Source organism: Burkholderia sp. AU39826 (assembly GCF_020419965.1).
Lineage (GTDB): Bacteria > Pseudomonadota > Gammaproteobacteria > Burkholderiales > Burkholderiaceae > Burkholderia > Burkholderia semiarida.
This window is the reverse complement of sequence record NZ_JAIZQG010000011.1, coordinates 144562-157003: the sequence shown is the minus strand read 5'-3', so window position 1 is coordinate 157003 and position 12442 is coordinate 144562. Positions and strand designations below refer to the sequence as shown.

Sequence of the window (12442 nt, the reverse complement as noted above, 5' to 3'; positions counted from 1 at the left end):
CGTCGTTTGCACGGCGATGCGTTTACGCAACGGCCGCTAGGCGGCGACCGGACGATGCGCTATGCGCGTTCGCATATCGATTTCGCAAAACGTTGGTAGGACCGTGCGGGGCGCAACGGTAGAGTCTGGCATCCGGCCGCGGGCCAGCATGCCTCGTGAGCGGCAACGCGCTCGGCATGCGCGCTTGCCGATTGGGCCGATCAACGACAAAGGAGCCGTTTGACATGAGTCGCGATGTACTGTTTCTGCTGGAACCGGGCTTTGCCGATCCGAAGCATCCGGGCCAGCGCTTCGTCTGTCCGCATGGACTGCCGATCGAGGGGCTGCTGGCGAGCGCGCCCGATCTCGCGGCGCGCGTCGACGTGAAGCGCATCGGCTTCGAGCGGCCGCGGCCTGCGGTGATCGACGCGCTCGACGACGCGCACCAGGGCCTGCCGGTGCTCGTGCTGGGCCGCGACCGGCCCGCGCCGGACGATGCGCAGACGCTCGGCGACGTGCGCTTCGTCACCGACGCGCGCCGCATCCTCGAACTGCTGGCCGAGCGCCACGGCTTTCCGGCGCTGCATTGACGCGGCGGTTTCGCTTTCCATCCTATTCCATCCGATCGACAGGAGCATCCGATGTCGTCAATGTCGGCAGTACGTCGCCGCCTGCTGCTTGCCGGCGCCGCAGTGGCGGCGCATCCATTGGCCGCGTTCGCCGCGCCGGCCGCCGACGCCGATCTGGCCGGCACGACGTTGCGCGTCGCGACCTACAAGGGCGGCTGGCGCGCACTGCTGCAGGCAGCCGGGCTCGGCGACACGCCGTACCGGATCGACTGGCGCGAGCTGAACAACGGCGTGCTGCATATCGAGGCGCTCAACGCGGACGCGCTCGATATCGGTTCGGGTAGCGAAATTCCCGCCGTGTTCGCCGCGCGCCAGAAAGCCAATGTGAGATTCATCTCGCGTGTGCGCGAAGACCTGAACAACCAGGTCACGCTCGCGCGCAAGGACACGCCGATTCGTGGCATCGCCGATCTGAAGGGCAAGCGCGTCGGCTACGTACGCGCGACGACCTCGCACTATTTCCTGTATCGACAACTGGCCGAAGCCGGCCTGACCTTCGACGATATCCAGCCGATCAACCTGTCTCCGACCGACGGGTTGTCCGCGTACGATCGCGGCGACATCGACGCGTGGGCGATCTATGGCTACAACGGCCAGCTCGCGCGCAATCGCTACGGCGCCCGCGTGCTGAAAACGGGGAAGGGCTATCTGTCGGGCAATTTTCCGGTGTACGCGAATCCGCGCACGCTCGACGACGCGCGCCGCCGCGCGGCAACGGGCGATCTGCTGCTGCGGTTCCGGCGTGCGTATGCGTGGGCGAACGGGCATTTCCGCGACTACGCCATCGCGCAGAATCGCGAGACGCGCGTGCCGGTTGCCGACCTCGTCACGATGTTCGACCAGCGCAGCGAGGACTACGCGCTGCTGCCGGTGACGCCCGACGTGGTCGCCCAGCACCAGCAGGTCGCGGACGTGTTTGCCCGCATCGGCGTGCTGGACGGGCCGGCCCATGTCGCGCCGTTGTGGGACACGTCGTTCAATCCGCTGGTCGCGGCGGGGTGATGCGAAACCCGCGGCGCCACCGGCCGCCTGTGCGTACAGGCGGCCGGTTGGCATGTTCCCGTCATTCACTCGAGCGCCGCGTGACGATGACCGAATCGCTTTCCTCCGAAGCAAGGCCCGCCACGCGCCGTCCGGCGATCGGCGCGTTCACCCGCACGCCGTCAGTTCACCCCGACCGCGCTCCACGCGCGCGCGACCGTCGCGCTTTCGGCCGAGTTCACGCCATACAGGTCATTCGCCGCCTGGATCGACGCACGCCGCGCGTTCGGGTAGCTCGAGTTGGCGTTCAGGTACACGGTCAGCGTCCGGTACCAGATCTTGCCGGCCTTGTCGCGGCCCAACCCGCTGAAGGTCGTGTCGCCGTTGCAGACCAGTTGTGTCCTCGACAGGCCGGTGTCGGTGGACGGCACCGTCGGCCCTTCCGACAGCAGGTAGAAGAAGCGGTTGCCGACACCCGACGTGAAATGCGGATCGTGGCGCGGATTCGACCACGAGAAGCCGCCGGACGGATAGCAGCTGTACGACCGGCCGTCGAGATCCTGCTTGTACATTTTCCGCAGGCCGCCGCTCACCACGCGCGCCCCGATCACGTAGTTGCCGGGATCGTTCGGATTGTTCGCATAGAACTTCACGAGCGTGCCGAAGATGTCGGACGTCGCCTCGTTCAGGCCGCCCGCGTCGCCCGAATAGTTCAGGTTGGCGGTGGCCTCGGTCACGCCGTGGCTCATTTCGTGCCCGGCAACGTCGACCGACACCACGGGTTTCGGCAGGCGCGTGCCCGGCTCGCCATCGCCGTATGCCATCACGCGCGACGACAGCCATGCCGCGTTCGCGCCGGTCGTGCCGCTGCCGGTATTGAACACCACGTGGGCGTAGCTTTTCACGCCGCGGCCGTCGTTGAAGATGCCGTTGCGGTTGTGCGTGGTCTTGTAGTAGTCCCAAGTCAACGCGAGCCCGTAGTCGATGTCTGCCGCGACGGTCTGCCGGTCGGTGGTCGTATTGTTGCCCCACACGTTCGTGCTGCTCGTGAAGATCGGCAGGTCGGTCGCCTGTTCGACTTCGTCCGAGCTCAGCCCGCGGCCATCGTAGACGGAACCGCCGCCGCGGCCCGGGTCGAGCATCCGGTACGCGTTCGTGCCGGTCTGGTCCGTCGTGAGCGTCAGGTTGCCGTAGTACAGCGAGCGTCCGGTGCCGGTCGCGGCGGCGGTCTTGATCAGGTCCTGTGCGTCGAGCACGGTGCCGGTGCGCGCATCGACGTAGTACAGCACGGCGTCGCCGTGCGTGTCGGTCGCCTTGCCGTAGACGCGTACCGCATAGGCCAGCGTCGGCGTGACGTCGCGTGCGAACACGACGAGTTCCGGGTCGTCGACGCGGCGCACGTCCGAGTTGAAGCGCGCGGCCGCGATGTGCCTGGCCCGCGTCGCGCCTACGTCGGGTGCGTTGCGCACCACGGCGCGGTTCCCGACCTTGCCGATCGTGCCGGCGAGATTGATCGGTGCGAGCTGGGTCACGCTCGCCTGCTTCAGTTGCCCGTTGCTCGAATGGACGACCACGTCGCCGCCTATCACGGGCAGGCCCGCATGGAAGCGATCGAAGCGCACGTGCTCGGTGCCGTCGGGATCGACGATCACGTCACGTACCTGGAACTGATCGCCATCGGTCGGTGCGGTTGCTTGCGGCCCCGCGAACTTCAACGTGCGTGCCGTGCCGCCGGTAGCGACACTGAAGGCGGCCGGGTTCTGCTGGATCAGTTGCAGGGCCTTGTCGACCGCGGCCGGCGGGTCGCCGGCCTGGGCAAAAGCGCTGAGACTCGCGATGGTAATCGCGGTGATGGGCAGCAGTCGAGACAGTTTCTTCATGTAATTCCCCAGGTTATGAATGGGTTTGTTCGAGGAATGCATCAAGTGATGACTTTTAAACAAGACATGTCGCGAACAGCAGGGGGATGCTAGGAGGTCGTTTTTATAATTACAAGATATTTTCTTTATTATTGATTTTTCATTTCGCTGCCGTTAATCAAGTAGGTATTTGGTGAGGAATTTTAAATGATTATGTCGGGTGCGGCGGGAATATTGGAGGCGGCCCACTGCAGTGGATAACGTCGAAACTTTGTGATATCCGGGCGAGGCAGGGTGTGATCAGATGAAGTACCCGGAACCCCGCGCGTGGCGTTTGCGCGGTTGGCCGTCGGTGCATCAAAAACGACCTATTTAGAGAGAGGCCGGCGGGGAGGGGACTGCGATTTCCGGGCGCGGGGTCGGAGGCTCGTGCAACTGCCCCGGCCCCTAACCCGGCCCGGCCGGCCGACGTCCGCCCCCTGCCGGGCTTGCGGCCTCACAGGAATGCCCGAGACCGCCCCAACGGCCGGCGGCGCCAGCGGCCTGCTATCGCGTCGGGGGGAAGCAGATAGCACATTTTGCTATCATTCACCCGTTTGGTGATATCAATTTCTGATATCACCCACCCATGAAAACGAAACGCGCCCGCAAGCTGACCGCGATCTATACGAAGCCAACCTTCGGCGGCATCGTGTGCGCGGATATCGAAGCTTTGGCTGTCGCGCTGGGCGGCAGCATTCACGCAAGCGCCGGGTCGCGCATCGCCTTCAAGCTGAACGGGGGGCGCCGATACCTGCATCGCCCGCATCCACGTGGCAAAGCGCTATCAGGTGGAGGATGCGCGCGACTGGTTCAACGAATAGCAGATAAAGCCATGACAAACGCAATGACGTATAACGGCTATTACGCTCGCGTCGATTTCGACGGCCGCGACAATATTTTTGTCGGGCATGTGCTCGGCGTCGCCGACAAGATCAGTTTTCACGGTGAGACGGTCGCCGAGCTGACGCAGGATTTTCATGCGGCCGTCGACCACTATCTCGAAGAATGCGCACGCATGGGGCGATCACCGCAAAAGCCTGCGTCTGGAAAGCTGATGCTGCGACTCAATCCTGAGACACACGCGGCCGTAGGCGTCGCGGCGGCCGTTGCAGGGGAGAGCGTGAATCAATGGTCGGAAGAGGTATTAGGGCGCGCCGCGCGCGAAGTGCTCGAACGTGCTGCACACGCCTGATAGAGGTTGTTGGAAATATGACGTATCGGGTCGATGGCTCTCGCGCGATCTGATGGTCGAAATCAGCGTCACGCAATCTCATTATCGACGACAAAATCGCGCGGCAGATCGACGAGCGCGGGTGGACGGATAAAGAGGTTCAGGCGACCGTTGACGATGGCCCTGCAGGGACGACGATGGACAATCGGGGGGCATCGAAGACTCCGGATGGTATTCCCAGAAATGACCCGGCGACTGTGTATGGGTCACCGGATGGTTATGTCATAGTAAATGACATAACCGGAGAAGTTGTCCAGGTGAGCGGGAAGAATGATCCAACATGGATTCACGATGGTCGGATCAAATGGAAATGAACACAATGAATATCGATCATCACCGCGTATACGATTCATCGAATGATTTTTTCTCCCTTGCTGGCAGTATTGTGATGAAACTCACGGCAGAAGCGGCAATCGCTGTTTGCGAGCAAGCAGCCGAACATGGTGTGGTTGTCGCTCGAATCGAAGGTGGAATCTGGCGTAACCCCGGATTCGAAGCGAGAGTCGATTGTATTTGGGATGGCGCTGATCCTCCCATTGACCTGGACACTGCCCAACGAAATAACAAAAGGGCAGTCGAGTTCATTCGGTCGGAGAGTCCTCCCCATGACGTTTTCTTGGTGACGACCCCGCCGATGACAGGCTGGAGACCAAGACGGCACGCCGATCCTTGACAACCCATGTTGTTCCTACTCGACGCTACCCCTAGATAAAACATTGCAGAAAGCTCTGTCAGGACTCGCTCTCTTTGAGTGGACTCGCGTCCGGTCGCAAGATTCGAACGCGAGGACGCTTGATCAGCAGCATGTCGTGCAGTCGGTTTTATTTAATTTTACATAATGCTGTTTATCAATTTAAAAGAGTCGAATCCCAAACCAGCCAGAGACCGCATCACCGCCGAGAAGGTATGCATATTGCACCGCAGCCTCGTCTTTCCCGACCAAAACAGGAGAACCGATGAGCGATCCCACCGCAAACTCCGGGACGGCTGCAAAAGCAATACCGTCCCCACGAGACCCCCATCTTCGCGCGCTGGCGAACTGTATCCGCTTCCTCACCATGGACGCAGTACAGAAAGCCAACAGCGGCCATCCTGGTGCGCCAATGGGGCTGGCCGACGTCGCGACGGTCCTGTTCAAGGAGTTCATGCAATTCGATGCATCGGCGCCCCACTGGATCGATCGCGACCGGTTGATCCTTTCCAACGGACACGCGTCGATGCTGCTCTACAGCCTTCTCTATCTCACCGGCTATGCCGACATGACCATTGACGAGCTGAAGCGGTTCCGGCAAGTCGGCAGCAAGACGCCGGGTCATCCGGAGTACTCGCACGCCGACGGAATCGAACTGACTACCGGTCCCCTCGGACAAGGCATCGCGGAATCCGTCGGCATGGCATTGGCCGAGCGTGTGATGAATGCGCACTTCGGCGACGATCTCGTCGATCACTACACATACGTATTTCTCGGTGACGGTTGCCTGATGGAAGGCATCAGCCACGAGGCCATTTCGTTGGCCGGCCACCTCCGGTTGGGCAGACTGATCGCGTTTTGGGACAACAATTCGATTTCCATCGACGGCGCAACTCAGCTCGCGGTCTCGGACAACGAGATCGAGCGCTTTCACTCGGCGGGATGGCACGTCCTGGAAATCGATGGTCACGACACGGATGCGATCCGGAACGCTATCGCTACCGCCCGCGCAACGCCTGACCGACCGACCCTGATCGCATGCAGGACGATCATCGGGTTCGGCTTTCCGACGAAGGCTGGAACCGAGAAAGCCCATAGCGATGCCCCGGGCGAGGATGAAATCGCGGGCGCACGCCAAGCCCTCGATTGGCATTCACCGCCGTTTGAAATCCCGGATGACTTGCTGAAAGCATGGCGGGAGATCGGCGCGCGCGGCCGCAAGACGAGACTCGCGTGGGACGAGCGTGTCCGCCGGGCGCCGCAGGCGCTACGCACCGAATTCGACCGGCGCAATGCCGGAAACCTTCCGGATAACTGGCAGGCGGCGATCGCGGCGGCCCGGCAGGCATTTATTGCCAGTGGCAGTGCAATGGCCACCCGCAAGGCCAGCGGTGCGGTGCTCGATCATCTCGTCGACGCGATTCCGGAATTGCTGGGCGGCTCCGCGGATCTGACGCAGTCCAACAATACGAGGACGAAGAACCAGATCGCGATCGAGCCCGGCCGGTTCAAAGGTTCATACCTCCACTACGGCGTGCGCGAACACGGCATGGCCGCGGCCATGAACGGCATCGCGCTTCATGGAGGCCTCATTCCGTACGGTGGCACCTTCCTGTGTTTTTCGGACTACTGCCGTCCGGCGATCCGGTTGAGCGCGATGATGCGGGTGCGATCCATCTTCGTGATGACGCACGATTCCATCGGTCTCGGAGAAGATGGCCCCACTCATCAACCCGTCGAACACCTTGCCGCCCTTCGGGCCATTCCCCAACTCGCCGTCTATCGGCCGGCCGATCCGGTCGAAACGGCAGAGTGTTGGGAACTGATTCTCGAACAGCCCCGCCGGGCTGCACTCCTCGCATTGTCGCGCCAGCCGGTGCCGCTTCTGCGCAACGAGCCTGGAAACGAAAACAAGTCGGCGCGGGGCGCCTATGTCTTGCGGGAGGCCGATGGCGGGCCGCGCCAACTCACGCTGCTCGCGACAGGTTCGGAGGTCGACCTCGCCGTCCAGGCGCGCGACATCCTGCAACAGGAAGGAGTGCCGACAGCCGTTGTATCGATGCCGTGCCGCCTGCTCTTCGAGGAACAGCCACGCGACTATCAACGGGCCGTGCTCGGCACTTCTCCCGCGAGAGTCGCGGTCGAGGCGGCGGTCGAACTGGGATGGGAGCGGTACATCGGTCCGCAAGGCCGGTTCGTCGGAATGCACGGCTTTGGCGAATCCGGGAAAATCAAGGACGTGTACGACAAGTTCGACATTACGGTCGACGCGGTTGTTCGCGCGGCGCATCAGGCGTTATCCGAAGCGTGACATTGCCGCGATCCGCCTGAGATGCGATGACTTCGCAGGGCGCGTAGACATGCCTGGAGAAGTGGGCGGCCTCCATTTTCGGTGGATCCTCGCGTAGCGTTAGAATAGCGCCCCTTCTCATGGGAGACGACAATGTCCTGGTTCGTTTATGAAGTGCCCGAGTACCATGAAGACGCCGCGCGCATCGAACCCTTCAGCGACCTGCGTAGCCGCGTGCTGAAAGCCGGTGGCCCGGCCATGGCAGACGACCTGGAAAGCGTTCGCGAAAACGCCGCGGCGACGGCGGACACGCCGGAGCGCCCGCTGCGTACGCCGGAAAATCCGCAAGTCTTTCCGATTCCTTACGCCGACTCGATGATTCTGGTCGGATTCATCTTCGATCTGAAACGCGAATTCCGGCAACTGGTCGTGTCGCCCGTGGAAATGCCCTGGCTGAAAGACGCGTAAAGCGTGGCTCCGGCATGACGTCGTACACGACGCCTCGTTCACGGATCGTCGTGACGAGACTGTCCGGATCGGCAAAGCGCGCAGCTCCGCCAGCATCGCGATCTGACTGCCGCCCCCACGTACGAGCTTTATCTGCACTGGCATCCGCGCTTTCATCACGAGCCGGCCAACCGCTGGATCCGCGACGCGATGAGCGAACTCGTCAAGGGGCCGATGCAGCACGCGCCGTTGCCGAATACGAAGCGGATGCGGACGACGGGGGCGCAATAGCCCGCGCGGTGGCGGCGGGCCGCGGTGATCGCCGTGCGGCTCGCGCCGCGTGGCCGGAAAGGAGCAGGCGCGACCCGACCTCCACGATGGACGCAATCGCCGGCAGCAGTCCCTGGCCCAGCGGCGTCAATTTTCGGCGACAACGAATGGGGCCGTACCGCTCGGGTCGGGATCCGCATGCGCGTGGCCCGCGCCTTGCTCACTGCTAGGTGCGCAACATTCCCCGTTGCGACAAGGAGCGCAAAATGACACGTCAACAGCAACAGCCGGACAAACAGGACGGCGACGCGAAACCTGCCCAGAAACCCGATGACGGGCAGTCGACCTTCGAAACCGATATTTCAGAAACCGGCGAAGACGGTACCACGGTGCGTCAGGCCGAGGTTCGCGAGGACGATCTCTCCGAAGTGAAGCCGCCGTCGGGCCCGGCGCGTTGAGCGCACGAAACCGGCGCGACGGCGTAGCCACGCCGCCGCGTCTATTCGCATGCGTTGCAAATTCCGCCTTCTTCCTCTCCGTGCCCGCTCTCTCCACCAGCCGCCGATGCGCGGCAGCAAGCCGGCTACGCGCCGCGTGACCGACTACCTGCGGATCGCGTGCGCCCCCCTCTTGAAATTCGCTCGACGCATCCTATTTTAGGTATCGCTCAAGGCAGTCGCGGTTTACGCGCTGCGTGTTTCGATTTGTTAGTCAGCGACCCTCATCGCGGATGGACGAACTGGAGCGCGTGGTCCGGTTCATCCCCCCGCAGGGGTACAACAGGAGCGAGTCATGAGCGATATCTTCTTCCCCTCCGATCTGCTGGCGGAATTCGACCGCCTGCAACAGCAGATGGCCGGCATGTTCACGGGTTTTCCGGCCAGCCTGCGCGCCCCGCGGCCCGGTGCGTTTCCACCGGTCAATATCGGCAGCACCGACGATACGGTCGAGATCGTCGCGTTCGCGCCGGGTCTCGACCCCGCGAAGATCGACATCTCGGTCGATCGCCGGCTGCTGACGATCAGCGGCGAGCGCACGCCCCCGGACGGCGCCACGACCGACGACGAGCGGCGCGTCTACGCGAACGAGCGGTTCATGGGCGCGTTCCGCCGCGTGGTCGAACTGCCGCCGCATGCGGACCCCGACAAGATCGAGGCCCACTATACGAACGGCTGCCTGACGATCACCGTCGGCAAGTCGGAAGCATCGAAGCCGCGGGCGATTACCGTCCAGTAAACAACAGCGCAACGTCACGAACGCATGACGGAGGACATCATGAGTGACACCAACACGACTGAATTGACGACCCGTTCGGCCGATACCGGGACGGCCGTGACGAGCCGCGAACCGGCTCGGCGCGACACGCCGCGCACGCGGATTGCGCCAGCCGTCGACATCGTCGAGGATACGCACGGCATCACGTTGTACGCGGACTTGCCGGGCGTGCCGCGCGAAAAGCTCGACGTCCGCGTGCATGACGGCAGCCTTGCGATCGAAGCGGAGGCCGTCGTTCCGACGCCACCGGGGCTGCGCCTGCAGCACGGCGAAGTGCAGCATCCGCACTTCTCGCGCGCCTTTACGCTCAGCCCGGACTTCGACGTGTCGCGCATCGACGCGCAACTGCGCGACGGCGTGCTGAAACTGAGCATCCCGCGGCGCGAAGAAGCGAAGCCGAGGCGCATCCAGGTGACGGCGGCATAAGCGGACGCGCCGGCCGCGTTTCATCGACCGGCGCGACCCGCGACGCTTGCCGGCATCCCGCGCTTGCGCTTGCGGCATGAAGTGCTGGCGCCCCGCTTTCGCGGCGGCGCCAGCGCGTCGTCACACCTGTCGAATTTTCCTGCAGGAGGCACCCGATGCATACCAACAGGACGCTCGAACATGGCGGATATGAGGTCCGGGCCGTGGTGACCGACACGGAGACGGGCCGCTACTCGGCGGCGGCGATCCTCACGGATCGCGACGGGGAAACCCGGACGCTCGGCGTCGACGGCGACTTCGCCGATACCCGCGAAGCATGCGACCAGGCGCTCGAACTCGCGGTCGCGTGGATCCAGCGACGGTCCGTCGTGTCGGACCGGTATGTCAGACGTAATCGAGCCGGGTCAAGGAGCGATTCGGATCGCGAACGGCGCACGCGACGCCAGGACGGTCGGCCGATCATCCGAGCCACGACCTGATAGTCGCTCGCATCGCGCCGACCGAGATCCCGTACCGCTCGTGCAACGTCGGCAACGCGCCCGCCGCGAGATACGCATCCGGCAGGGCGATCTGCCGAAACGGCACTGTAACGCCGGCCCCGAGCAGCGTGGTCGCCACCGCTTCGCCAAGCCCGCCGATCGCCGTATGGTTCTCCGCGACGATGACCATGCGCCCTTTGCGCGCGGCCTCGCGGACGATGGTCGCCGTGTCGAGCGGCTTGATCGTCGGTACGTGCAGCACGGCGACGTCGACGCGGTCGGCTTCGAGCGCCTTCGCGACCTCGAGCGCACGCATCGTCATGATGCCGGACGAGATCATCAGAACGTCGTTGCCGTCGCGCAGCAGCTTGGCCTTGCCGAGTTCGAAACGGTAATCGTATTCGTCGAGCACGGCCGGCACGTTGCCGCGCAGCAGACGGGCATACACCGGCCCGTTGTGCGCGGCGATGGCCGGCACCATCTGCTCGATGTCCAGCGCGTCGCACGGATCGATCACGGTCATGTTCGGCATCGCGCGCATCAGCGCGAGATCCTCGGCGGCCTGGTGGCTCGGCCCGTAGCCGGTCGTGAGCCCCGGCAGCGCGCAGACGAGCTTCACATCGAGATTGTCCTCGGCAATCGCCTGATGAATGAAGTCGTACGCGCGGCGCGTCGCAAACACCGCATAGGTCGTGACGAACGGCTGCGCGCCTTCGTGCGCAAATCCCGCGGCGGCGCCCATCAGCAATTGCTCCGCCATGCCCATCTGGTAGTAACGCTCGGGAAATGCCTTCGCGAAGACGTGCAGGTCGGTGTACTTGCCGAGATCGGCCGTCATGCCGATCACGTTGCCGTTCGTGCGTGCGAGTTCGGTCAGCGCATGGCCGAACGGCGCGGCGCGGGTCGCCTGCCCTTCCGCCGCGATGGAGGCGATCATCGCCGAGGTCTTCAGGCGCGGCTTGTTGTCGACGGTGCTCATGCGTGTCTCCCTGCTTCGAGTGCGTCGAGCGCGAGTTGCCACTCGTGCGCATCGACCCGGATGAAATGGCTTTTCTCGCGTGCTTCGAGGAACGGCACGCCGCACCCCATCCTCGTGTCGCAGACGATGATGCGCGGCTGCGGCGCGTGATGCCGGCGCGCGTGGTCGAACGCGCGCTTGACCGCATCGATGTCGTTGCCGTCCACGCGTTGCACGTACCAGCCGAACGCCTCGAGCTTGTCGACCAGCGGCTCGAACGCCATGATCTGGGTCGACGGGCCGTCGGCTTGCTGGTTGTTCACGTCGACGATCGCGATCAGGTTGTCGAGCTTCCAGTGCGCGGCCGACATCAGCCCTTCCCAGATCGCGCCTTCGTCGAGCTCGCCGTCCGAGAACAGCGTATAGACGAACGCATCCGAGCCGTTGCGCTTCAGGCCGAGACAACGGCCGACCGCGATCGTCAGCCCCTGCCCGAGCGAGCCCCCGGACATTTCCATGCCGGGCGTGTAGCTCGCCATGCCGGACATCGGCAGGCGACTGTCGTCGCTGCCATAGGTTTCGAGTTCAGCGGCCGGCAGGATGCCGGCTTCGAACAGCGCCGCGTACAGCGCGATCGCGTAGTGCCCGTTCGACAGCAGGAAGCGGTCGCGCCCTTCCCATTCGGGATCGTCGGCGCGATAGCGCATCGCGCCGAAATACGCGACGGCCAGCACGTCGGCGATGTCGAGCGCCTGGCCGACATAGCCCTGCCCCTGCACTTCGCCCATCAGCACGGCGTTTCTTCGGATGCGGTACGCGCGCTCGGCGAGCGTGACCGGTTCATGAATGGTTTCGGTATCCATCGATATCTCCATGTGGGAAGGA

The 12442-nt window shown here is 63.7% G+C and carries 13 protein-coding genes and 1 pseudogene; 11 read left to right on the top strand and 3 right to left on the bottom strand.

Going from position 1 to position 12442, the window contains the following annotated elements:
* Nucleotides 1–224: 224 nt before the first annotated feature.
* Together LGM42_RS19875 and LGM42_RS19870 are read left to right on the top strand one after the other, a co-directional pair.
* Complete coding sequence (locus LGM42_RS19875) at nucleotides 225–569, top strand: DUF3088 domain-containing protein (protein ID WP_226232981.1); 345 nt, start codon at nucleotides 225–227, stop codon at nucleotides 567–569.
* A 51-nt stretch (nucleotides 570–620) separates the two neighbouring features.
* Nucleotides 621–1610, top strand: a complete 990-nt coding sequence (locus LGM42_RS19870) for an ABC transporter substrate-binding protein (protein WP_059637416.1) — start codon at nucleotides 621–623, stop codon at nucleotides 1608–1610.
* A gap of 161 nt (nucleotides 1611–1771) precedes the next feature.
* Here the strand turns inward: LGM42_RS19870 and LGM42_RS19865 are convergent, their stop codons facing one another.
* On the bottom strand, nucleotides 1772–3469 hold the full coding sequence (locus tag LGM42_RS19865; protein ID WP_059575176.1) for a M4 family metallopeptidase: 1698 nt from the start codon (nucleotides 3467–3469) through the stop codon (nucleotides 1772–1774).
* Nucleotides 3470–4076: 607 nt separating this feature from the next.
* Between LGM42_RS19865 and LGM42_RS19860 the strand changes: the two genes are divergently transcribed.
* The 9 genes and pseudogenes from LGM42_RS19860 to LGM42_RS19820 form a co-directional block, all read left to right on the top strand.
* Entirely contained in the window at nucleotides 4077–4682 is a 606-nt protein-coding gene (locus tag LGM42_RS19860; protein ID WP_226232980.1) for a toxin-antitoxin system HicB family antitoxin, read from the top strand.
* Nucleotides 4683–4762: 80 nt separating this feature from the next.
* Complete coding sequence (locus LGM42_RS33365; protein ID WP_081075338.1) at nucleotides 4763–5035, top strand: colicin E5-related ribonuclease; 273 nt, start codon at nucleotides 4763–4765, stop codon at nucleotides 5033–5035.
* The gene (locus LGM42_RS19850) at nucleotides 5002–5394 is read left to right on the top strand and encodes a colicin immunity protein (protein WP_226232979.1); all 393 of its coding nucleotides are present in this window, start codon (nucleotides 5002–5004) and stop codon (nucleotides 5392–5394) included. Before LGM42_RS33365 ends, LGM42_RS19850 begins: the two co-directional genes overlap by 34 nt.
* 283 nt (nucleotides 5395–5677) lie before the next feature.
* Nucleotides 5678–7723, top strand: coding sequence for a transketolase (tkt, locus tag LGM42_RS19845; protein ID WP_226232978.1), 2046 nt, complete (start codon nucleotides 5678–5680; stop codon nucleotides 7721–7723).
* A gap of 132 nt (nucleotides 7724–7855) precedes the next feature.
* Nucleotides 7856–8170: a hypothetical protein gene (locus tag LGM42_RS19840; RefSeq protein ID WP_060011064.1), complete on the top strand. Its 315-nt coding sequence runs from the start codon at nucleotides 7856–7858 to the stop codon at nucleotides 8168–8170.
* Nucleotides 8171–8685: 515 nt separating this feature from the next.
* Nucleotides 8686–8877 carry a hypothetical protein gene (locus tag LGM42_RS19835; RefSeq protein WP_059577987.1) on the top strand — a complete coding sequence of 64 codons (192 nt, stop codon included), beginning with the start codon at nucleotides 8686–8688 and terminating at the stop codon, nucleotides 8875–8877.
* Between the two features lie 334 nt (nucleotides 8878–9211).
* Entirely contained in the window at nucleotides 9212–9655 is a 444-nt protein-coding gene (locus LGM42_RS19830; RefSeq protein WP_226232977.1) for an Hsp20/alpha crystallin family protein, read from the top strand.
* Between the two features lie 39 nt (nucleotides 9656–9694).
* A complete protein-coding gene (locus tag LGM42_RS19825; RefSeq protein WP_060310530.1) occupies nucleotides 9695–10120 on the top strand; it encodes an Hsp20/alpha crystallin family protein in 426 nt (141 codons plus the stop codon).
* A 155-nt stretch (nucleotides 10121–10275) separates the two neighbouring features.
* Nucleotides 10276–10512: pseudogene (locus LGM42_RS19820) on the top strand (hypothetical protein); the annotation flags it as partial.
* A gap of 67 nt (nucleotides 10513–10579) precedes the next feature.
* On the opposite strand, the gene LGM42_RS19815 reads toward LGM42_RS19820, so the two are convergent.
* Together LGM42_RS19815 and LGM42_RS19810 are read right to left on the bottom strand one after the other, a co-directional pair.
* Complete coding sequence (locus LGM42_RS19815; protein ID WP_060310363.1) at nucleotides 10580–11578, bottom strand: transketolase family protein; 999 nt, start codon at nucleotides 11576–11578, stop codon at nucleotides 10580–10582.
* Nucleotides 11575–12420, bottom strand: a complete 846-nt coding sequence (locus LGM42_RS19810; protein ID WP_226232976.1) for a transketolase — start codon at nucleotides 12418–12420, stop codon at nucleotides 11575–11577. The genes LGM42_RS19815 and LGM42_RS19810 overlap by 4 nt, the downstream gene beginning before the upstream one ends.
* Nucleotides 12421–12442 lie beyond the last annotated feature (22 nt).

What these genes read in the sequence shown, in the direction of transcription:
- LGM42_RS19870 (WP_059637416.1), top strand. Translation starts at nt 621, where the DNA reads ATGTCGTCAATGTCGGCAGTACGTCGCCGCCTGCTGCTTGCCGGCGCC.
- LGM42_RS19815 (WP_060310363.1), bottom strand. Translation starts at nt 11,578, where the DNA reads ATGAGCACCGTCGACAACAAGCCGCGCCTGAAGACCTCGGCGATGATC.
- LGM42_RS19865 (WP_059575176.1), bottom strand. Translation starts at nt 3,469, where the DNA reads ATGAAGAAACTGTCTCGACTGCTGCCCATCACCGCGATTACCATCGCG.
- tkt (WP_226232978.1), top strand. Translation starts at nt 5,678, where the DNA reads ATGAGCGATCCCACCGCAAACTCCGGGACGGCTGCAAAAGCAATACCG.
- LGM42_RS19840 (WP_060011064.1), top strand. Translation starts at nt 7,856, where the DNA reads ATGTCCTGGTTCGTTTATGAAGTGCCCGAGTACCATGAAGACGCCGCG.
- LGM42_RS19850 (WP_226232979.1), top strand. Translation starts at nt 5,002, where the DNA reads ATGGATTCACGATGGTCGGATCAAATGGAAATGAACACAATGAATATC.
- LGM42_RS19810 (WP_226232976.1), bottom strand. Translation starts at nt 12,420, where the DNA reads ATGGATACCGAAACCATTCATGAACCGGTCACGCTCGCCGAGCGCGCG.
- LGM42_RS19830 (WP_226232977.1), top strand. Translation starts at nt 9,212, where the DNA reads ATGAGCGATATCTTCTTCCCCTCCGATCTGCTGGCGGAATTCGACCGC.
- LGM42_RS19825 (WP_060310530.1), top strand. Translation starts at nt 9,695, where the DNA reads ATGAGTGACACCAACACGACTGAATTGACGACCCGTTCGGCCGATACC.
- LGM42_RS19875 (WP_226232981.1), top strand. Translation starts at nt 225, where the DNA reads ATGAGTCGCGATGTACTGTTTCTGCTGGAACCGGGCTTTGCCGATCCG.
- LGM42_RS19835 (WP_059577987.1), top strand. Translation starts at nt 8,686, where the DNA reads ATGACACGTCAACAGCAACAGCCGGACAAACAGGACGGCGACGCGAAA.
- LGM42_RS19860 (WP_226232980.1), top strand. Translation starts at nt 4,077, where the DNA reads ATGAAAACGAAACGCGCCCGCAAGCTGACCGCGATCTATACGAAGCCA.